The 20,732-nt window shown below is 68.7% G+C and carries 22 protein-coding genes; 8 read left to right on the forward strand and 14 right to left on the reverse strand.

Translation table 11 applies throughout. From position 1 onward, the window contains the following. The first annotated feature begins 41 nt into the window (after positions 1–41). The gene (locus IEY87_RS06185) at positions 42–758 is read left to right on the forward strand and encodes a metallophosphoesterase (protein ID WP_189137518.1); all 717 of its coding nucleotides are present in this window, start codon (positions 42–44) and stop codon (positions 756–758) included. Positions 759–768: 10 nt separating this feature from the next. Continuing rightward, complete coding sequence (soxR, locus tag IEY87_RS06190; RefSeq protein WP_189137519.1) at positions 769–1,251, forward strand: redox-sensitive transcriptional activator SoxR; 483 nt, start codon at positions 769–771, stop codon at positions 1,249–1,251. On the opposite strand, the gene IEY87_RS06195 is transcribed toward soxR, so the two are convergent. Continuing rightward, complete coding sequence (locus tag IEY87_RS06195) at positions 1,248–1,691, reverse strand: universal stress protein (protein WP_189137520.1); 444 nt, start codon at positions 1,689–1,691, stop codon at positions 1,248–1,250. The genes soxR and IEY87_RS06195 overlap by 4 nt on opposite strands. An 85-nt stretch (positions 1,692–1,776) precedes the next feature. After that, positions 1,777–4,215, reverse strand: coding sequence for a replicative DNA helicase (gene dnaB / locus IEY87_RS06200; protein ID WP_189137521.1), 2,439 nt, complete (start codon positions 4,213–4,215; stop codon positions 1,777–1,779). A gap of 283 nt (positions 4,216–4,498) precedes the next feature. Here dnaB and IEY87_RS06205 point away from each other — a divergent pair, with 283 nt between their 5' ends. Continuing rightward, positions 4,499–5,800 carry an MATE family efflux transporter gene (locus IEY87_RS06205; RefSeq protein WP_189137522.1) on the forward strand — a complete coding sequence of 434 codons (1,302 nt, stop codon included), beginning with the start codon at positions 4,499–4,501 and terminating at the stop codon, positions 5,798–5,800. A 68-nt stretch (positions 5,801–5,868) separates the two neighbouring features. Next, positions 5,869–7,362, forward strand: coding sequence for an APC family permease (locus IEY87_RS06210; protein ID WP_189137523.1), 1,494 nt, complete (start codon positions 5,869–5,871; stop codon positions 7,360–7,362). 9 nt (positions 7,363–7,371) lie between these two features. Here IEY87_RS06210 and IEY87_RS06215 read toward each other — a convergent pair whose 3' ends face one another. From IEY87_RS06215 to rpsF, 7 genes are all read right to left on the reverse strand, one after another. Continuing rightward, entirely contained in the window at positions 7,372–8,115 is a 744-nt protein-coding gene (locus IEY87_RS06215) for an amino acid ABC transporter ATP-binding protein (RefSeq protein ID WP_189137524.1), read from the reverse strand. Then, positions 8,112–8,960: an amino acid ABC transporter permease gene (locus IEY87_RS06220; protein ID WP_225277148.1), complete on the reverse strand. Its 849-nt coding sequence runs from the start codon at positions 8,958–8,960 to the stop codon at positions 8,112–8,114. Before IEY87_RS06220 ends, IEY87_RS06215 begins: the two co-directional genes overlap by 4 nt. Further along, a complete protein-coding gene (locus IEY87_RS06225) occupies positions 8,957–9,820 on the reverse strand; it encodes an ABC transporter substrate-binding protein (protein WP_189137526.1) in 864 nt (287 codons plus the stop codon). Before IEY87_RS06225 ends, IEY87_RS06220 begins: the two co-directional genes overlap by 4 nt. Before the next feature lie 140 nt (positions 9,821–9,960). Further along, positions 9,961–10,407, reverse strand: coding sequence for a 50S ribosomal protein L9 (rplI, locus tag IEY87_RS06230; protein ID WP_189137527.1), 447 nt, complete (start codon positions 10,405–10,407; stop codon positions 9,961–9,963). Positions 10,408–10,421: 14 nt separating this feature from the next. Then, a complete protein-coding gene (gene rpsR, locus IEY87_RS06235; protein ID WP_020543048.1) occupies positions 10,422–10,658 on the reverse strand; it encodes a 30S ribosomal protein S18 in 237 nt (78 codons plus the stop codon). Positions 10,659–10,750: 92 nt separating this feature from the next. Further along, positions 10,751–11,329 carry a single-stranded DNA-binding protein gene (locus tag IEY87_RS06240; RefSeq protein WP_189137528.1) on the reverse strand — a complete coding sequence of 193 codons (579 nt, stop codon included), beginning with the start codon at positions 11,327–11,329 and terminating at the stop codon, positions 10,751–10,753. 88 nt (positions 11,330–11,417) lie between these two features. Beyond that, entirely contained in the window at positions 11,418–11,708 is a 291-nt protein-coding gene (rpsF, locus tag IEY87_RS06245; protein WP_189137529.1) for a 30S ribosomal protein S6, read from the reverse strand. A gap of 191 nt (positions 11,709–11,899) precedes the next feature. Between rpsF and IEY87_RS06250 the strand changes: the two genes are divergently transcribed. After that, positions 11,900–12,211: a hypothetical protein gene (locus IEY87_RS06250; protein ID WP_225277147.1), complete on the forward strand. Its 312-nt coding sequence runs from the start codon at positions 11,900–11,902 to the stop codon at positions 12,209–12,211. Positions 12,212–12,269: 58 nt separating this feature from the next. Here the strand turns inward: IEY87_RS06250 and IEY87_RS06255 are convergent, their stop codons facing one another. Next, the gene (locus IEY87_RS06255; RefSeq protein ID WP_189137530.1) at positions 12,270–12,449 is read right to left on the reverse strand and encodes a hypothetical protein; all 180 of its coding nucleotides are present in this window, start codon (positions 12,447–12,449) and stop codon (positions 12,270–12,272) included. 72 nt (positions 12,450–12,521) lie between these two features. On the opposite strand from IEY87_RS06255, the gene IEY87_RS06260 reads away from it, so the two are divergent. After that, entirely contained in the window at positions 12,522–13,265 is a 744-nt protein-coding gene (locus IEY87_RS06260) for a deoxyribonuclease IV (RefSeq protein WP_189137531.1), read from the forward strand. 63 nt (positions 13,266–13,328) lie between these two features. Here the strand turns inward: IEY87_RS06260 and IEY87_RS06265 are convergent, their stop codons facing one another. The 4 genes from IEY87_RS06265 to IEY87_RS06280 form a co-directional block, all read right to left on the reverse strand. Next, on the reverse strand, positions 13,329–14,393 hold the full coding sequence (locus IEY87_RS06265; RefSeq protein ID WP_189137532.1) for a mannosyltransferase family protein: 1,065 nt from the start codon (positions 14,391–14,393) through the stop codon (positions 13,329–13,331). Positions 14,394–14,405: 12 nt separating this feature from the next. Next, entirely contained in the window at positions 14,406–15,722 is a 1,317-nt protein-coding gene (locus IEY87_RS06270; RefSeq protein ID WP_189137533.1) for a glycosyltransferase family 87 protein, read from the reverse strand. A gap of 2 nt (positions 15,723–15,724) precedes the next feature. Then, positions 15,725–18,382, reverse strand: a complete 2,658-nt coding sequence (locus IEY87_RS06275; RefSeq protein WP_189137534.1) for a transglycosylase domain-containing protein — start codon at positions 18,380–18,382, stop codon at positions 15,725–15,727. 150 nt (positions 18,383–18,532) lie between these two features. Then, the gene (locus IEY87_RS06280; protein ID WP_189137535.1) at positions 18,533–18,907 is read right to left on the reverse strand and encodes a DUF5318 family protein; all 375 of its coding nucleotides are present in this window, start codon (positions 18,905–18,907) and stop codon (positions 18,533–18,535) included. A 132-nt stretch (positions 18,908–19,039) separates the two neighbouring features. Here IEY87_RS06280 and IEY87_RS06285 point away from each other — a divergent pair, with 132 nt between their 5' ends. Further along, positions 19,040–19,624, forward strand: a complete 585-nt coding sequence (locus IEY87_RS06285) for a PadR family transcriptional regulator (protein WP_189137536.1) — start codon at positions 19,040–19,042, stop codon at positions 19,622–19,624. 13 nt (positions 19,625–19,637) lie between these two features. Continuing rightward, on the forward strand, positions 19,638–20,717 hold the full coding sequence (locus IEY87_RS06290) for an inositol-3-phosphate synthase (protein WP_189137537.1): 1,080 nt from the start codon (positions 19,638–19,640) through the stop codon (positions 20,715–20,717). The last annotated feature ends 15 nt before the right edge of the window (positions 20,718–20,732 follow it).

Genomic DNA, 20,732 nt, shown 5'->3' on the forward strand with positions numbered 1-20,732 from the left:
CAGGGGCAGCCTGCGGGTGTTCGACGGCGTAAGGTGCCGACATGACGGTTATCGCGCACATCAGCGACATCCACATCGGCGGTTCCGAGGCGAGTGTGGAGCGGGCTCGGGGGGTCATGCGCCATCTCGCGACGCTCCGGCTCGACGCCGTGGTGGTCACCGGCGACATCGCCGACCACGCGCTGGTGGAGGAGTACGAGATCGCCGCCGACCTCCTGCGCGCCGAGGTGCCGTTGATCGTCTGCCCGGGCAACCATGACGCGGTGCCGCCGTTCGAGAAACTGATCGGGCCCGCGAACCAGGTGCTCAGGCTCGACGAGGTCACGATCGCGCTGGCCGACTCCAGCGTGCCCGGCGAGCCGCACGGCCATCTCGCTGACGAGACGCTGGTCTGGCTCGACGGGGTGCTCGCCGAGCGGCCCGAGGTGCCCGCCTTCGTGGGCATGCACCACCAGCCGATCGACCTCGGCATTCCGTACGTGGACCGGATCAGGCTCACCGCCCCGGAACGGCTGGAGGCGGTCGTGCGCAGGCACCCGCACGTGGCCGGGGTGTTCGCGGGCCACGCGCACACCGCGGTGTCGAGCACGTTCGCCGGGGTGCCGCTCGTCATCGCTCCCGGCGTCATCTCCACCTGTCTGACCCACGTGGAGACCGACGGCTTTCCCCTCGACTACGACCTGCCGCCCGCCTTCGCCCTGCACTTCTTCGACGGCGAGCGGCTGCTGACCCATTTCCGGCCGGTGATCCTCAAGTAACCTTGAGGATGTGACGAACGTGGCGTGGAACTCCCGGGAACTGACCGTCGGCCAGCTCGCCGAGCGCAGCGGGGTCGCCGTGTCCGCCCTGCACTTCTACGAGACCAAGGGCCTGATCTCCAGCCGGCGCACGGCCGGCAACCAGCGCCGCTACAGCCGGGACACCCTGCGCAGGGTGGCGTTCGTGCGGCTGTCGCAGCGGCTCGGCATCCCGCTCAAGACCATCAAGGACGCCCTCGCCGAGCTGCCGGAGGAGCGCACCCCCACCCGCGACGACTGGGCGCGGCTGTCCGGCGCCTGGCGCCGGGAGCTCGACGACCGCATCGAGCAGCTCCAGCGCCTGCGGGACGATCTCACCGACTGCATCGGCTGCGGCTGCCTGTCGCTGGACCGGTGCGCGCTGGCCAACCCCTATGACCGGCTGGGCGAAGAAGGGCCGGGCGCCCGGCGCATCGACACCCACGTCCGCCCGCCCGCGCCCCAGTGCCGTTAGCCCTTGACCGGCGGGACGATCAGGATCGGCCGGTGGATGTGGTGCAGCACGTGGTCGGAGACGCTGCCCAGGAGCATCGAGCGCAGCCCGGCCAGACCACGTGACCCCATCACGACCAGCGTGACGTCGAGCTCGTCCGCCACCTCGACGATCGTCCGCCAGATCGACTCGGTGTCCGCGACGGCCCTGGCCGTCACCTCGGCGAGCCCCGCCGCGACGGCCAGCTCGGCCCCCTCCTTGGCCACCTGCTCCGCCTGAGCCCGCGCCTCCCCCGTGTCCTCCGCGACGGTGATGGCTCCCAGCGGAAACCTGCGCATCCGCACGAGCAGCGGCTCCCACACGGTGATGACGACGGCGGGCCGACCGGTGAGAATCCGCCCCGCGACCTCGACCGCGGCCCGAGCGTCCGGTGAGCCGTCGTAGGCGATGAGAACGGTCATGGCGTGCTTCCCTTCGCTCCTACTCACCAGTAGAGCACTCCCGGAAGTCTTAACGAGGCGCCAAGGCCTGCCGGTAGGCCCCCGCCTAGTGCTGCGCCATGTCGACGAAGCGGCTGTAGTGACCTTGGAACGCCACGGTGACCGTCGCGGTGGGGCCGTTACGGTGCTTGGCCACGATCAGGTCCGCCTCACCCGCACGCGGGGACTCGCGCTCGTACGCATCCTCCCGGTGCAAAAGGATGACCATGTCCGCATCCTGCTCAATAGATCCGGATTCGCGCAGGTCGCTCACCATGGGGCGTTTGTCCGTGCGCTGCTCGGGGCCACGGTTGAGCTGGGAGATCGCGATGACCGGGACCTCCAGCTCCTTGGCCAGCAGCTTGATCGCACGGGAGATCTCCGAGACCTCGTTCTGGCGGCTCTCGGTCTTCTTCGGCGAGCTCATCAGCTGGAGGTAGTCAATGATCACGAACCGCAGATCGTTACGCTGCTTGAGCCGCCGGCACTTGGCCCTGATCTCCATCATCGACATGTTGGGCGAGTCGTCGATGAACAGCGGCGCCTCGGCCACCTCGCTCATCCGCCGCGCCAGCCGGGTCCAGTCGTCGTCGCTCATCATGCCCGAGCGCATCGACTGCAGCGACACCCGGGCCTCAGCCGACAGCAGACGCATCGTGATCTCGTTACGGGACATTTCCAGGGAGAAGATGACGGTGCTCATCCCATGCTTGATCGCCGCGGACCGGGCAAAATCCAGCCCGAGGGTGCTGTTGTGTGTGGGGATGCAGGTCCGGCCTGCCAGGTACATGTGATCGGCGTTGTCCACCTCGACACACCGGACCGGCCGCGACGGAACCGGACGCACGTCCACGATGTAGCGGACCAGCGTCGACGGATGCGCCCTGTCCACCTGCCCGGCCGTCTTACGGGGCAGTCGGAAGACCTTGTCCGGCGTAGTGAAGTCGATCAGGTAGCGGGTAGCGGCTCCCTGCACCGACTCGGTGCGAATCGTCGCTCTGCAACCGAGGCTGAGAACCAGCTCCTGCACGTCATGAGCGAGCCGCCGATTCGCCACCGCGAACTGGATCTGCCCGTCCGCGTGGATGCACCCATCGGAGTCGAGCAGACCTGCCAGCAGCTCGCGCCGCTGGCGCTCCGAGCCGCGCAGATAACGGGCGGGAATCTGCCCGGTGCGCGCATGCGCACTGTCACCGTCGCCCAGCCGACTCCCCAGCGTGTAAGCGGAGAGGGGGAGATCCTGGTCATCGAGCTGGAAAGCAGCCGCGACCGCGACGGCATGATTGGGCCGCCGATCCGAGCATCGCAACGTGGCGGCGATCTCCTCCGTGGTCACCACACCGCCGTGCCGAGCCGTCATAGCGGCGTCCAGGGCTCCTGCGGGACAGGTGGGCAGGTGCGCTGCGTGGCTGCGGACCGGGCCACCTACGCCGACCGTCCCCACCGTCTTCGCCACCGTAGGGAGGGACTCCGGCCCGACGGCGGCCACGGTCTCTCGGTGGACGATCCGCCGGCCGGGAGCGGTGCGCGAGCCGTGGTGCGCGTCCTTGACGCGCCGGATGGAGTCGGCGGGCCGGTGGGCTGACCGCAGGCTGCCAGCGGCCCTCCTGGCGGCTCGGGTGGTGGTGCGCCACTGGTGCTGGGCGTCGGCCACGATGACCGTGCCGTCGCTGAACTCGACCTCGTAGCAGGGCCTGCCGTGCATGACCTCGGTGGCCGCGACGACGCGGGTCGGCTTGCCGTCGGCGCCGATGAGGTGGTCGCCGACCTGCACCTCGCCCATCGTCGTCCACCCGGCCGGCGTCGGAAGTGGCGTGTCCAGTGCCAGTGCCTTGCCGATGGCGGGGCGGGCGGCCACGACGATCATCTGGCCCGGGTGGAGGCCGTTGGTGAGCTGGTCGAGGTCCTGGAAGCCGGTGGGGACGCCGACCATCTGGCCGCTGCGGCTGCCGATGGCCTCCAGCTCGTCCAGGGCGCCGGGCATGATGTCGGCCAGCGCCGCGTAGTCCTCGGAGGTGCGGCGCTCGGTGACCTTGTAGATCTCCGCCTGGGCTCGGTCGACCAGGTCGTCGACCTCTTCGTTCTGGCCGCCGTAGCCGAAGGAGACGATGCGGGTGCCGGCCTCGATGAGGCGGCGGAGGATCGCCTGCTCCCGGACGATCTTGGCGTAGTAGCCCGCGTTGGCGGCCGTCGGGACCACGGCCGTCAGGGTGTGCAGGTAGGCGGCGCCGCCGACCCTGGCCATCTCGCCGCGCTTCTGCAGCTCGTCGAAGACCGTGACCGCGTCGGCCGGCTCGCCCCGGCCGTAGAGGTCCGTGACGACGTCGTAGATCATCTGATGGGCGGGCCGGTAGAAGTCGTCGGAACGCAGGACCTCGACCACGTCGGCGATCGCGTCCTTGGACAGCAGCATGCCGCCCAGCACGGACTGCTCCGCGTCGATGTTGTTGGGAGGTGTGCGCTCGAAACCCGGGCCTGCGCCCACCTCTTCGTCGTCAATGCTCACCGCGCCCCCTCAAACAGCTTGCAGGCGGTCGCACCACCCCCACTTGTAGTCGACCGGTGAGACAGTTTCTCGGCTCACCGCGCCAACGGCAACGCAGCCTGTGGATAACTCTGTGGCCAACCTGTGGACGAACGGGCCCAAGATGTGAAAGGCCTGTGGACCAGCCTGGGGATAACTATGAAAGACATCCACCGAAACCGCTCTGACCTGGCACAACGGCGTCCACCGGCTGTGGAGGGAAGAAAGTTGGACCGCCACGCCGGGTAAGGGGCATAATGGACCGATGCCCATTACCACCCAGGACCGGGAGATACTCCGGCTGGCCGTGCCCGCGTTCGGGGCGCTGGTCGCCGAGCCGCTCTTCCTGCTCACCGACTACGCCATCGTCGGCCACGGGCTGGGCACCACCGCCGTGGGCGCGCTGGGCGTCGCCGGGGCGGTCCTGGCGACCCTGGTGAATCTGTGCGTGTTCCTCGCCTACGGTACGACCGCCTCCGTGGCCCGGCAGACGGGGGCCGGCAACCACGACCGGGCCATGCGCAGCGGCGTGGACGGCATCTGGCTGGCGCTGGCCATCGGCGCGGCGCTGATCGCGGTCTGCTGGCCGCTCGCCCCGGTCGTCGTGGACCTGTTCGGAGCCTCGCCCGACCAGGCCGCGCAGGCGGTGACGTACCTGCGGATCAGCCTGCTGGGCGCGCCCGGGATGCTGGTCGTGCTGGCGGGCACCGGGGTGCTGCGCGGGCTGCAGGACACCGCCACGCCGCTGCTGGTGGCGGTGGGCTCCTTCGCGCTCAACGCGGCGCTGAACGCCTGGTTCGTCCTCGGCCTCGGCTGGGGCATCGCGGGGTCGGCCTGGGGGACGGTGCTCGCGCAGACGCTCGGCGCCGCCGTGTACGTGGGCGTGGTGGTGCGGGCGGCGGCGCGGCTGCGTACCCCGCTCAGACCCGATCCGGCCGGGGTCAAGCAGGCGAGCACGGCCGGCTTCGCCCTGCTCATCCGGACCGTCTGCCTGCGGATCGTGCTCCTGGTCGCGATCACGATCGCCACCAGGATGGGGCAGGCGGAGCTGGCCGCCTACGCCATCGCCACCCAGATCTGGACCATGCTGGCCTTCACCCTGGACGCCATCGCCATCGCCGGGCAGGCCATCACCGGGCGGGCGCTGGGCGCCGGGGACACCGTCGCGGCCAGGGCGGCCACCAGGCGGATGGTCGTCTGGGGGGTGTGGTCGGGGGCGGTGCTGACCCTGGTCGTGCTGGCGGTGCGGCCGCTGCTGCCCGGCCTGTTCGACGCCGATCCACAGGTCACCGAGCAGCTGCTGGCGGTGCTCTGGCCGGTGGCGCTGTTCCAGCCGATCTGCGGCGTGGTGTTCGTGCTCGACGGCGTGCTCATCGGCGCGGGTGACCAGCGCTATCTGGCGTGGGCGGGCGTGTGGACGACGCTGGCCTACCTGCCCGCCGCCTTCCTCGCCGCCGATCACGGCATCGTCGCGCTGTGGTGCGCGCTCGGGGTGTGGATGATCGCCCGTCTCATCACGCTGGGCCGACGGGCCACGGGCACCGCCTGGCTGGTAACAGGGGCGTAATCGTCTCGTGCTTGCCGTTGTCGTAGTGGTGAGGCAGTGTGGGCGAGTCCCATGAGCGGGGTGTGTCCTTGTCCACTAGCACGCGATCCTCCATCACCCGACGCCTGCCACCTGCTGAGGCGACAGAGTTACGCACCGGTGCCCGCCACGCGCTGGCCCAGGTCTACCGCACGGGTGACCTTGTGGTGCTCGGCCTCGGCGTCATGATCGGCGCCGGCATCTTCAGCATCGCCGGTCAGCAGGCCAAGACCACGGCCGGGCCGGGCGTGATCCTGTCGTTCATGATCGCGGGCATCGCCTGCCTGCTCGCCTGCCTGTGTTACGCCGAGCTGTCGTCCACGATGCCGAGGTCCGGCAGCGCCTACACCTTCGCCTACGTCATCTTCGGCGAGGTGTGGGCGTGGATCATCGGCTGGGCGCTCATTCTGGAGCTCCAGCTCGCCGCCGCCGTGGTGGCCCGCGCCTGGTCGCAGATCACCGTCGGCGCCATCAGCAACTTCGGGGTACGGGTGCCGTACCCCGACGTGGTCGCCACCGTCCTCGTGGTGGTGATCCTGGTGCTGCTGACCGGGGTCGTGGCGGTCGGCGCGCGGATCGGCCTGCGCGCCCTGTGGGTCATGGTCTCGGCCAAGCTGCTGGCCATCGGCGCCGTCATCGTCGTCGGCGCCATGCACATCGACGTGGCCAACTTCGGCGACCTCTACGCCGAGCCGCAGCCGGCCACCGGCGCGAAGGCGACCGTGCTCGACTTCTTCGTCGGCCAGGGGCAGGCGTTCGGCTGGACCGGCGTGTTCGCGGCGGCGCCGGTGATCGCCTTCGCCTACATCGGCTTCGACATCGTCGCCACCGCCGCCGAGGAGACCGTCAACCCGCGGGCCGTGGTGCCGAAGGGCATGATCCGCAGCCTGGTCGTGGCCACGGTGATCTACATCGCGGTGGCCGTGGTCATGGTCGGCATGATCCCGTACACCAGCATCTCCCTGGACGCGCCGCTGTCCAGCGCCTTCCAGGACGTCGGCGTGGACTGGATGGGGCATGTCATCGACATCGGCGCGGTGCTGGGCCTGACCACCGTGATCCTGGTGCTGATCGTGGGCCAGACGCGCGTGGTGTTCTCGATGGCCCGCGACGGGCTGCTCCCCCGGCGGCTGGGCGCGATCAGCCGCGCCTACCACACGCCGCAGCGGGCGACGCTGGTGATCGGCGCGGTCGCGATCCTGCTGGCGGTGTTCGTGCCGGTGCTCACGATGCAGGAGCTCGTGGTGATGGGGACGCTGTTCGCGTTCCTGTTCGTGGCGGCCGGGGTGATCGCGATGCGCCGGACGATGCCGGGCCTGGAGCGGGGCTTCCGGGTCCCGCTCTCGCCGCTGCTGCCCATCGCCTCGCTCGTGGCGACCCTCTGGCTCATGGTGAACCTGCAACTGCTCACCTGGGCGTGGTTCGCCCTGTGGATGGGCTTCGGCCTGGTGGTCTATCTCGTGTACGGCAGGCGGCACAGCCTGCTCACCCTGGACGAACGGCCCCCGCCGGAGGCCGGTGGCCGGGGCCGGCACCGGCGTTAGTCCGACGCGTCAAAGGCGGCCCGAGCCGAGCACGCTGCGCAGGAAGCTCCTGGTGCGGTCATGCTCCGGCTCGGTGAAGATCTGCTCCGGCGGCCCCTTCTCCAGCAGGACCCCGTCGTCGAGAAAGCACACCGTGTCGGAGATGTCGCGGCAGATGGACATCTCGTGGGTCGTCACGATCATCGTCATGCCCGACTCCTTGAGCTCCTTGATCAGCGCGATCACCTCGGTGACCAGCTCGGGGTCGAGTGCCGAGGTGACCTCGTCCAGCAGCATCAGCCTGGGGCCGGTGGCCAGGGCCCGGATGATGGCCACCCGCTGCTGCTGCCCGCCGGAGAGCTGGTCGGGATAGGCACGGGCCTTGTCCGCCAGCCCGAACCTGCCGAGCAGCTCCATGGCGTGCTCCTCGGCCCGCTCCCTGGCGACCTTGTGCACCTGCCGGGGGGCCAGGGTGATGTTGTCCAGCACGCTCATGTGCGGGAACAGGTTGAACGCCTGGAAGACCATGCCGAGCCGCTTGCGCACGCCGTCCACGTTCACCCGCGGGTCGGTGATCTCCTGGCCGTCGAGGTGGATGGCGCCGTCGTCGACCGTCTCCAGCAGGTTCACGCAGCGCAGCAGCGTCGACTTGCCCGACCCGGACGCGCCGATCAGGCTCACCACCTCGTGCGGGCGGACCTCCAGATCGATGCCGCGCAGCACGCTGTGGTCGCCGAAGTCCTTCCACACCCCCTCGATGGTCAGCAGGCTCATGCCCCCCGCCTCCTTCGTGTGCGTGCGGCCAGGTGATCGGTGAACCGGGCCATCGGGATCGTCAGCAGGATGAACAGCAACGACGTGACCAGGTAGGGGGTGTAGTTGAAGGTGTTCGCGGCGTGAATCTGCGCCTGCCGGAGCGCCTCCAACGGCCCGATGGTGGCCACCAGCGCGGTGTCCTTCTGCAGCGAGATGAAGTCGTTCAGCAGCGGCGGGACCACCCGGCGGGTGGCCTGCGGCAGCACCACGAAGCGCATCGTCTTGATGTGGCTCAGGCCGAGCGAGCGGGCCGCGGCCACCTGGCTCGGGTGGATGGACTCGATGCCGGAGCGGAACACCTCCGCCACGTACGCGCCGTACGACAGGGTGAGCGCGATGATGCCCAGGGTCGCCAGGTCGGTGGGGACGCCCTGGAGGTTGAGCGCGGGCAGCCCGAAACCGATCAGGTAGATGACCAGGAGCGTCGGCACGCCGCGGAAGATGTCGACGTACAGCGTGGCCAGCGCCCGGATCGGGAAGAACGCGGGCGTACGGATGCTGCGCGCCAGCGCGACCAGCAGACCGACCAGCAGGATCAGCGGCTCGGCGATCAGGAACATCTTGATGTTGAGCAGGAAGCCGTCCAGCACGTCCGGCAGCGCCCTGACGAACATCTCCCCGTCGAAGAACTTCTCCCGCACCCGGGGCCAGCCGGGCGCGTTGGTGACGATCCACACGACCAGGACGACGAAGACGAACGTCGAGGCGGTGGCGATCGAGCCCGTGCGGCGGCCCTGGGACCTGCGGATCCGCTCGCGCTCGTGCTGCCGCTCACTCTTGACCCGGGTGGGCCCGGCGGTCACTTCAGCTCCGGCGCGCCCGCCGCCTCGCTCAGCCACTCCTGCTCGATCTTGGCCAGCTCGCCCTTGGACTTGAGGGCGTCGACGGCCTTGTCGACGCACGGCTTGAGCGCGCTGGCCCGCTCCATGACCAGGCCGAACTCCTCGGGCGTGCCACCGGTCGCGCTGAACTGACCGACGATCTTGGAGTCGTCGACCTGCGCGGCCGTGACGTAGAACGCCGTCGGCAGGTCCAGGACCAGCACGTCGATCTGCTTGTTCTTCAGCGCGCTGATGCTGTCGATCTGCTCGTTGTAGACGTTCGGGTCCTTGTCGGGCTTGATCACCTCGCGTACGGCGTTGAGCGCGGTGGTGCCGACCTGCACGCCGATCTTGGCGCCCTTGAGCTCGGCCAGCGACGTGGCGGAGGCGACCTTGCTGCCGTCCAGAGCCACGACGGCCTGCTTGGCGGTGTAGTAGCCGTGGCTGAAGTCGACGGCCTTGGCCCGGTCAGGGGTGATGGAGACCTGGTTGATGTCGAAGTCGAACTGCTTGGGGCCGGGCGCGTAGGCCGCGTCGAACTTGACCGTGTTCCACTGCACCTCGGTGCGGTCGAAGCCGAGCTCCCCCGCCACCGCGTAGGCCACCGCGCTCTCGAAGCCCTGGCCGCTGGCCGGGTCGTCGTTCTTGAACCACGGCTCGAAGGCCGGCTTGTCCGTGCCGATCGTCAGCTTCCCCGGGGTGATCAGCTTGAGCTGCTCCTTGGTGCAGGCGGTGGACGTCGTCGGGGCGGGCGACGTGCTCGCCGTGTTGTCGGCGGGCGCACACGCGACGGCCGCCGCCGCGAGCGCGCCGAGCGCGAGCAGCATCGAGGGACGGGCCATGGCTGAGCCTCCAGGGGGGAAAAGTGGGGAAGAACTGTCGAGATTCTACGCTTCCCGACATGTGGTGCGACCTGCGGGTAACAAGCAGCGGCCCTCCTCCCGTCAGCGGGGAGAAGGGCCGCGGCGAAGCCGGGAAATCGTCAGCCGGCGACGACCTCGACGTCCACGGACGCCGAGACCTCGGGGTGCAGCTTGACGGTCACCTTGTGCGAGCCGACGCTCTTGATCGGGTTGACGATCTCGATGCGGCGGCGGTCGAGGATCGGACCGCCGGCGGCCTTGACGGCCTCGGCGATGTCGCCCGTGGTGATCGAGCCGAACAGGCGGCCGGAGTCGCCCGCGCGGGTGGTCAGCCGGACGCGGAGCGCGCCGATCTGGCCGGCGACCTCCTTGGCCGTGCCCAGGTCGCGGATCTCGCGGGCGTCACGAGCCTTCTTGATGGACTCGATCTGCTTCTCGGCGCCACGCGTCCAGCGCATGGCGTAGCCGCGCGGGATGAGGTAGTTACGGCCGAAGCCGTCCTTGACCTCCACGACGTCGCCAGGGGTGCCGAGGCCGGAGACCTCGTTGGTGAGGATGAGCTTCATATCGACAGGCCTCCTTAGCGCGCGGTGCTCGTGTAGGGCAGCAGCGCCACCTCACGGGCATTCTTGATCGCGGTCGCCACGTCGCGCTGGTGCTGGGTGCAGTTGCCCGTCACCCGACGCGCACGGATCTTTCCGCGGTCGGAGATGAACTTCCGCAGCAGCGCGGTGTCCTTGTAGTCGACGTAGGAGATCTTGTCGTGGCAGAACAGGCAAACCTTTTTCTTCGGCTTGCGCAGTGCCGGCTTTGCCATCGTGGTGCTCCTTTCAGAGCCCCGCCGTCAAGCGGGAATGGGCCGAGGTGGACAGGCTGGATCGAAAAGTGCCGCTTCGCGGATCTTTCCGGTTAGAAAGGCGGTTCGTCGCTGAAATCGCCGCCGCCGAAGCCGCCGGACGAGGATCCGCCCTGCTGCTGCTGCTGGCCGCCGCCGCCCTGGAAACCGCCACCGCCACCGCCGAAGCCGCCGCCCCCCTGGGGCGAGGCAGGCGTGGCAGAGGCCCACGGGTCGTCGGCCGGGCCGCCACCGAAACCGCCGCCGCCACCGCCACCACCCTGACGGGAGGTGCGGTTGACCTTGGCCGTGGCGTTGCGCAGAGACGGGCCGACCTCGTCGACCTCGACCTCGTAGACGGTGCGCTTCTCGCCTTCCTTGGTCTCGTAAGACCGCTGCTTGAGCCGCCCCTGAACGATGACCCGCATGCCGCGCTGGAGGCTCTCGGCGGCGTTCTCGGCCGCCTGCCGCCACACGTTGCAGGTCAGGAAGAGGCTTTCGCCGTCCTTCCACTCGTTGGTCTGACGATCCATGAACCGCGGAGTGGACGCGATGCGGAATCGAGCCACCGCTTGCCCCGTCGGGGTGAAACGCAGCTCCGGGTCGTCGACAAGGTTGCCGACGATGGTGATTACGGTGTCGCCTGCTGCCATGGCTAGCGCTCGCCTTCCTGCACGCTTCGTCTTCGGTTACGGCTCAGAGTACGGCCGCCGCCCGACAAAAAGCCGGGCAACGAGCTGCTTAGTGCACGTCGGGACGCAGGACCTTGGTGCGCAGGATGCCCTCGTTGAGGTTCATCTGCCGGTCGAGCTCCTTGACCGTCGCGGGCTCCGCGGACAGGTCGATGACGGCGTAGATGCCTTCGGACTTCTTGTCGATGTCGTAGGCAAGACGACGACGGCCCCAGACGTCGACCTTCTCCACGGTGCCGCCGTCATTGCGGACGACGGTGAGGAACTGGTCGAGGGACGGGGACACGGTGCGCTCATCGAGCGAAGGGTCCAAAATGACCATTACTTCGTAACGACGCATGCGGGACTCCAACCTCCTCTGGACTTTTGCGGTCACGACACTCTGCCGTAACAGGAGGACGCTGCGCAGATCCCGGGGCGCCCATTTCGGCCCCTCGGGGTGACGGGTCACCCATCACAACGCAGCATGTCCAGGTTACCAGTCGCGCAAAGGTGGGAAGGCATCTAGGAAACCAAGGGGGTGCATCCGCTGTGCCGCACCTGCTCCAGCCCGCACAGAACGAGCGGTTCAGGCTCACACTCAACACCGACGGCCGAACTCATCCGGTCGAGAACATCCTCGCGGTCAGCACGCTGATCTGCGGACTGGTCTCCTTCGTAGGGACCTTCTTCCCCGGCGGTCACGTGGTCTCGTCCTGGTTCGGCACGCTCGGCTTCGGCCTCGGGCTTTACTCCCAGTACATCTCGGCCACCACACCACAGCGCTCACTCAACATCATAGGCATCGTCGCGTCGTTCGTGGGTGTCGCCCTCGGCATCGCCAGGGGCGGCTTCCTGCCGTGACACCGGCTTGCCGTCACACTGACGGCCCCGGCCGTCCCGGGGCCGTCCGGCTCGTCGGTCAACCGCCGATGTGCAGGTCCACACCGAGCAGGATCAGGAACCAGAGGAAGACCGCGATCAGCGCCTCGGCCACGTCCTTGAGAAGCGCCGGCGTGATGTAGTCGTACACCCAGGCCACGTACAGGCCGATGACCACGTAGATCAGAATGATTAAGGAGCGCAGGCGCCAGCGGCTCATATCGTTCTCCTCGTGTAGGGGGTGCAAGGCGACTTCCCGGGAGCGGGTCCGGCAAACGGATAGGCTCCTGGCATGGTGCGCATCGGAGCTCACGTCGGCCAGGACGACCCCGCCGCCCACGCCGCGGCGATCGGCGCCGAGGTGGTGCAGTTCTTCCTCGGCAACCCACAGGGCTACAAGAAGCCGGAGTTGCCCGCCGAGCCGGTCGAGGGCGTCGACATCTTCATCCACGCCCCCTACCTGGTGAACGTGGCCTCGACCAACAACCGCATCAGGATCCCCAGCCGCAAGCTGCTCGCCCAGCACCTGGAGGCGGCGGCGAGCATCGGCGCCAAGGGCCTGATCGTGCACGGCGGCCACCTCAACGCCGGCGACGACCCGCAGGCCGGTTTCGACAACTGGCGCAAGGTCTTCGAGCGCCTGGAGTGCCCCATCCCGGTGCTGATCGAGAACACCGCGGGCGGCGACAACGCGATGGCCCGCACCCTGGAGCGGCTCGCCCGGCTCTGGGACGCCCTCGACGGCTTCGACGTGGGCTTCTGCCTCGACACCTGCCACGCGCACGCCGGCGGCGAGGACCTGTCCGGCATCGTCGACCGGATCAAGGCCATCACCGGCCGGATCGACCTGGTGCACTGCAACGACTCGCGCGACGACTTCGGGACCGGCGCCGACCGCCACGCCAACCTGGGCAAGGGCCGGATCGATCCGGAGCTGATCCTGGAGGTGTGCCGGACGGCGGGCGCGCCGATCGTGGTGGAGACCCCGGCCGAGGGCCAGGCGGACGACATCGCCTTCCTGAGGAAGAATCTCTAGCCATTACACACAGCCTGTGGATAACTTCCCTGGATTACCGATGCTCGGAAGTGGGTATAGGGCTCAGCCCACCCAGGCGCCCGACAGGAAGCGAATGGTGTTGAGCACCATGAGCGGCCCCGACACCAGACCGTAGGCGACGAGCAGCCACGGCCGCCTGGTGGCGACGCCGGCGACCACCACCCAGAGCGGAAACCACAGCAGCAGCGAGCGCGGCAGCCCCAGATAGTAGGCCGACACCATCAACGCCGCCGCCTGCAGCCCCACGTAGACCGCCTCGCTCCACCGGCGTAGGACCAGCAGCCAGACCAGGGCCGCCACCGCGACCACCGCCCCGGCGATCTCCATGCGGAAGGGCACCGCCGCCTCGCCCTCGCCCATGGCCGCCTGCCAGGTGACCGTCCAGGCGTCCCACGGCCACACCAGCTCCCGCCCCCAGCCCGCCTCCTGCGCGCGCTTCCACGCCAGCCAGTCCCCGGTGCGGGTGAAGTGATAGTAGGAGTACGCCACCAGCGGCAGGAACGGCACCACCAGCCAGGGCGCCCGGCGCACCGGCTGCCGGCGCTGCCAGAACTCCACGACCAGGGCCACCGCCAGGAACAACCCCGTGATGCGCACGCATGACGCGCCCGCCGCCAGCACGGCCGCCGCCGGCCAGCGCTGCTGGCGTGCGGCCAGCCAGGCGGGGATCGCGAACGCCAGGAAGAGCGACTCGCTGTAGCCCGCGGTGAGGAACACGGCCGTCGGGAAGAGCACCAGCGCCAGCACCGCGGCCCAGCCGCGCGCGCCCTCCAGCTCCGCCAGCTTGGCCAGTGCCACCATGGCCACCGCCCCGGCGACCAGCGAGATGATCAGCCCGGCGGCCGACCAGTCCGGCACCACGAGGTGGACCGCGCGCAGCGCCAGCGGCATGCCCGGGAAGAAGGCGGGCAGTCCCACGTCCGGCCGCGTGCCCGGCTCACCGTCATAGCCGTGCTCCGCGATCGTGACGAACAGCTCGGCGTCCCAGAGCCGCCACTTGTCCACATACTCACCGGCGGCCACCCCGAGCAACGTCATCACCAGCAGTCCGGCACGGGAGCCGAGCCAGACCACCAGGGCGTCCCTCGCCGAGGAGCGGGTGAGCACGGGTGACGGCGCCTAGGTGGCGGCTCTCAGCGTGAACCGGTCGGGCGCCTCGTCGAAGACACCCCCGACCTGGTCGTCCACGCCGGCCTGCCGCACCACGTCCTTGTCCGGCCGCAGGATGTCGCGCACCACGAAGGCCATCATGATGGCGATCGTGATGATGCGCCCCCAGACGGCGGTGAAGTAGGTGTCGTCGCCGATGCCGAGGTCCTCCCGGCTGACCGGCGGCTGGGACAGCAGGTAGAGCCAGATGGCGAAGAAGTACCACACCTCGGCCACCTGCCACAGCGCCAGCGGCTTCCAGTTGGGCCTGGCCAGCACGGCGAAGGGCACCAGCCAGAGCACGAACTGCGGCGACCACACCTTGTTCGTCATCATGAAGGCGGCCAGCGCGAGGAAGCAGATCTGCGCCAGGCGCGGCCGGCGGGGCGCCGACAGGGTGAGGACCGCGATGCCGAGGCAGAGCAGCCCCAGCGAGACGATGCCCAGCAGGCTGACGTCGGTGGTGCCGAGCACCGGCCAGCCCTTGGTCTGGAAGAACAGCCAGGGCGAGCCCCAGTCCACGCCGCGCTCCTGGGAGAAGACGTAGAAACGCCGCCAGCCGTCCCAAGCGAGGATCATGAACGGCACGTTGACCACGAGCCACGCCGCCACGGCCGAGCCCGTCGTGACGAGGAACGGCCGCCAGCGCGCGGTGCGCAGCGTGAGCAGGAACAGCGCGCCGACGAACATCAGCGGATAGAACTTGGTGGCGATCGCCAGGCCGAGCAGCACTCCGGCCAGCACCTGGCGCTTCCTGGCCCAGGCCAGCAGCATGCCCATGCTCAGCGCGCCCGCGACCAGGTCCCAGTTGATGTAGGCGGCCAGGATCACGGCGGGCGCGAGGGCGTACCACGCGGCGTCCCAGCGCCGGGTCGGGCCGGCCACCGCGGCCATCAGCAGCACGCCGGCCACGAGACTGACGCCCATCAGGATGACCGTGAGGTCGTAGAACAGGGCTCCCTGCGCCGGCACCTCCGGCTCCAGCAGGCGGACCAGCCAGCTGACCGCCTGCATGACCTCGCCGAGCACCACCGGATACTCGACGTGCTTGTCGAACGGGACGTCGGCGAAGTACGGGCTCTGGGTGGCGAGCCGCCTGTCGAAGAAGAGTGGGTAGATGTCGGAGTAGCAGAAGTTGGTGTAGGTGGAGACCTGGTCGTTCCAACCGCCGCCACGGCAGGGCAACCGTACCAAGTAGGCGAGCGTCGCCCCCAGGGCCGCGAACAGCCCCAGGGGGAGGTACGGCACGGCGCGCGCGATGAAGGGCAGGCGCGCCCGCGTCGTCATGGTCACTGCTGCTCGCGCCTGCCTGGCCTCGACGATTCGGGCAAGGTCGCCTGACCGGCGCCGTCCCGGTCGCCCAGGAAGCCGTTGTCCTCGTCGGAGTCGTCGGAGAAGTCGTTCTCGTTCGGGTCGACGGAGACGTTGCTGTCCTCGTCACACGGGTCGACGAAGCCACACGACTCGTCGGGGCCCTGGTCGGGGTTCTCCGGGTCGGCCGTCGGGGTCGGCGTCGAGGTGGGCTCAGGCTTGGGGACCAGGTCCTCGGAGATGCCGGTGTCGGCGCGGGTCGGCAGCGGAATGACCTTCTGGCCCTTGGTGGCCTCGGTCATGAAGGTCCTCCAGATGGCCGCCGGGTAGGTGGCGCCCTGGAATCCTTCGCCCAGCGTGACCTCGAACGCCGAGCTGTACGGGTTCTGCGGGGTGTACTTCTTGCTCTTGCCCCTGGCCCACGGGCAGGTGTCGTTCACCGGCTTGACGACCTTGCCGCCCTTGGTCCGGCACTCCTGGCGGAACATGCCGACCGCGGTGGAGATCTGCGGGGTGAACCCGACGTACCAGGCTTCCTTGTTCTCGTTGTTGGTGCCGGTCTTGCCGCCCGTCGGCCGGTCGTAGAGGGCGGCGCTGCGGCCGGTGCCGGACTTGACCACCGCCTGGAGCGCGGTGGCGGCGTCGGCGGCGGCCTCGGGCGAGATGACCTGGGTGGCCGTCTTGTCCTCGGTGAGCATCACCTTGCCGGACCGGTCCTTGACCTGGATGATGACGTGGTTGTCGAAGTGCTTGCCGCCGTTGGCGAAGATCGAGTAGCCGCCCGCCTGCTCCACGGCCGTCACCTGGCTACTGCCGATGGTGATCAGGAAATGGTGGCGGGACTCGGCGTCCTTGAGCCTGGCCTCGCTGAGCCCGGCCTTGGAGGCGATGTCGATCACCTTGTCCAGCCCGACCTTCTCCCCCATCTTCGCGTAGGCGGTGTTGATGGAGTTGGCCGTGGCGGCGACGACGTCCACGGCCGAGGCCTTCATGGAGTGGTCGTTGTCGATGGGCGTGGTGCCGGGCAGCTTGACCGGGCCCTTGGTGGGCACCCAGCTGCGCAGGCTGTAGCCGACGTCCAGCCACGCGGCGAGCACGTACGGCTTGAACGCCGAGGCCGCCTGCTTCTGCGACAGGAAGGCGTCGTTCCACGCGTCCTTGGAGTAGTCGTCGCCGCCGTAGAAGGCCAGGATCCGGCCGTTGGTCGGGTTGACGGCCGCCAGCATGGCGTTGATCTCCGGGTTGAGGCTGCCCGTGTGCTGGTGCACGGCGGCCTTGGCGGCCCGCATGAGCTTCGGGTCCAGCGTCGAGTAGATCTTGAAGCCGCCCTTGTCGACGTCTTCCCTGGAGATGCGGCGCGATTCGAGCTCGTTGAGGACCGCCTCGACCATGTAGCCCCTGAGGCCCTGGAAGTAGTCCTTCGGCTTGTACTTGATCCGTTTGGGCGCCGTGGGCGTCTTCGCGGCCAGGCCGCCGTAGGCCTGCGGGTCGAGCTTGGCCATCTGCCCGATCACGTAGTCGTAGCGGAACTCGGTCGACCCGAGCTTGCCCGCCTTCTCGGCCTGGTCGAAGGCGTCGGGGTTCTGGATGCGGCCCGCGAGGTAGGCGCCCTGCTCCGGGGTGAGTTTCTCCACCTTCTTGTTGAAGAAGGCGTCGGCCGCCGCGCCGATGCCGTAAGCGCCCCGGCCGAAGTAGATGGTGTTGAGGTACTGCTCCAGGATCGTCTCTTTGTCCAGCTGCTTGTTCAGCTTGACCGCGACGAAGATCTCCTTGACCTTGCGCTGGATGGTGCGCTCCTGAGAGAGGCCGTCGTAGTAGGCGCGCGCCATCTGCTGGGTGATGGTGGAGGCGCCCTGCACCTGCTCGCCGGAGACGGTGCTGTAGAGCGAGCGCACCATGCCGCTGAAGGAGATGCCGGCGTCCTCGCGGAAGGTGTCGTTCTCGGCGGCGATGACGGCGTCCTGGACCGCGCGCGGCACCTGCTTGAGCTCGAGGAGGACGCGCTTGGTGCCGAGCCTGGCCAGCTCCTTGCCGTGCACGTCGTAGATGATGCTCTCTTGGTCCTTGACGCCTTCCTGGACCTGGCTCTGCGTCGGCACGGGCGTGTTGGCGTAGGCGACCGCGATCATGCCGAAGATGCCGGCGGCGAGCACGACGAAGCTGGCCACGACGATCTTCCAGCTGGGGATGAACCGCCGCCACTTGGGTCGGTCATCGCCGGGAGGAGGCGGCCCGGGCGGCCCGGCGGGCCCGCCGGGGCCGCCTCCGCTCCTGCGCGCGCGCCGGGGGCCGTCGCTGACCATGGTCTCCTGGTTGCTCCGCGAGCGGGTCGCGTCCTGCTCACCGCCGCTGCCGCGCCGGCGGGAGCCCGGGGCGCGCCTGCGGGGCTCGTGCTCCGGCGGGGGCCCGGGCTGCGGCGATGGCCCCGGCTGCGGCGCGTGCGACGGCCCGTGAGACGGTGCCGGGCCCGGCTGGTGCGGGTTTCCACGCGGGTTTCCACGCGGGTTCCCGCGCGGGTCCGGCTCGTTGTACGGCTGGGCGGACATCGCGCCGGTCTGCTCGTAGGCGGCCTCAGGACGACGGGAGGGCGGTGCCTCGCCCCAGCCGGACTCGCCGGACTGCGGTGCCTGGGGCATGGAACGGGATGAGTCGGAGCGGCGGCGCCTTCCCGGGCGGGCCGCCCCCTCATTGCTGCTGTAACTCACACGTCCTCGCATCGTCGTCGGAATAGCACGGCGGTTCTGGGGCGTGACTCCTCGCCGTCCTCGGTAACTGCTGTGTCGCGCCTACAGAAGGCTGACAACAGGTGGCGGCCCGTTACCGAGGAGGAACCGGACCGTCAAGCGATTCCAGGAACAACCTTGGCAGACCTCGACCACGTTCACCCGGAACTCTTCGTAATCCTGTGCCATGTCGCCCGACTTCGCGACGAGCTCTGCCTGGTCGGCATGGTCGTAGGGCGAACGGTCGTCGACATGTGTCACGTAAGTGACGTTCTCCCCCTGGCACACCGGGCAGAGGCGTTCGGCCGGCTCGCCGAACCGGCGGGCGGTCCGGAGGAGGCGGGGTTGTGCGTCGCGGGGATCACCAGGTGAACGCGTGGATCGAACCACCGCCTGCCTCGCCAGGCCGCCATCCACCACCCTTCCCTGTGACCACATGAGCGTCAGACTACGGCTTTTTCCTGATTCATCCCAACGACTTGGGGAAGTCGCTGATTGCGGCATATAGCGGCTCGACGTATCCTCAAGATGTATCGGCTCGATACATCGACGCGAGAGGGGGCGGTTCCATTGGCCAGCGGACAGGGCAGAGTGCTGGAGCTGGCCGTGCTCGGGTCGCTGCACGAGACGCCGCTACACGGCTACGAGCTGCGCAAACGGCTCAACGCGCTGCTGGGCATGTTCCGTGCGTTCTCCTACGGCTCGCTCTACCCCTGCCTGCGATCACTGCTGGAGCAGGGGCTCATCGCGGAGGAGCAACCCGCTCCCACCACGATCGTGGGCGGCAGATCGAAGATCGTCTACAAGCTCACCGCGGAGGGCAAGGAGCGCCTTCAGGACATGCTCACCCAGGCCGGTCCCTCAGCCTGGGAGGACGAGAGCTTCGGCGTCCACTTCGCGTTCTTCCGGCACACCGAGGCCGAAGTCCGCCTGCGCATCCTCGAAGGCCGCCGTAGCCGGCTGGAAGAGCGCCTCGACAGCGTCCGCACCGCCCTGGCCCGCACCAGGGAGCGGCTCGACAGCTACACGCTCGAGCTGCAACGTCACGGGCTCGAATCCGTCGAGCGCGAGGTCCGGTGGCTGAACGAGTTGATCGCAACGGAGAGAAAGGCCTCACAAGGGCCTGAAAGAGATACCACGTCAAGTGATGAGTAAGGGAGCGAGTGCGATGGGTTCGGTTCGCGTGGCCATTGTCGGTGTCGGCAACTGCGCGTCGTCGCTGGTCCAGGGCGTTCACTATTACAAGGACGCCGACCCGGACGTCCGGGTGCCGGGCCTGATGCACGTGAAGTTCGGCGACTACCACGTCGGCGACGTCGAGTTCGTCGCCGCCTTCGACGTGGACGCCAAGAAGGTCGGCCGGGACCTGTCCGAGGCGATCGTCGCCAGCGAGAACAACACCATCAAGATCACCGATGTGCCGCCGACGGGAGTGACCGTCCAGCGCGGCCACACCTACGACGGCCTGGGCGAGTTCTACAGCGACATCATCGAGGAGTCCGACGAGGCTCCGGTGGACGTGGTCCAGGTGCTGCGCGACAACCAGGTGGACGTGCTCGTCTCCTACCTGCCCGTGGGCTCGGAGGACGCCGACCGCTTCTACGCGCAGTGCGCGATCGACGCCAAGGTGGCCTTTGTCAACGCCCTGCCGGTCTTCATCGCCTCCGACCCCGAGTGGGCCGAGAAGTTCACCGAGGCCGGCGTGCCGATCGTCGGCGACGACATCAAGTCCCAGGTCGGCGCCACCATCACGCACCGCGTCATGGCCAAGCTGTTCGAGGACCGCGGAGTGGAGCTGCTGCGCACCTACCAGCTCAACTTCGGCGGCAACATGGACTTCATGAACATGCTGGAGCGCAAGCGCCTCCAGTCGAAGAAGATCTCCAAGACACAGTCGGTCACCTCGCAGATCCCGCACGAGATGGCCAGGGCCGACGTGCACATCGGCCCGTCGGACCACGTGCCGTGGCTCGACGACCGCAAGTGGGCCTATGTGCGCCTCGAAGGACGCTCATTCGGCGACACCCCGCTCAACCTGGAGTACAAGCTGGAGGTCTGGGACTCCCCCAACTCGGCCGGCATCATCATCGACGCCGTCCGCGCCGCCAAGATCGCGCTCGACCGCGGCATCGGGGGCCCGATCCTGAGTGCTTCGTCGTACTTCATGAAGTCCCCGCCGGAGCAGTACTCCGACGACGAGGCGCGCGACTACGTCGAGAAGTTCATCCGGGGCGAGGTCGAGCGCTGAGCCCCGCTGATCCCT

Origin of the sequence: Nonomuraea glycinis (assembly GCF_014646515.1) — a bacterium.
Taxonomy (GTDB): Bacteria; Actinomycetota; Actinomycetes; order Streptosporangiales; family Streptosporangiaceae; genus Nonomuraea; species Nonomuraea glycinis.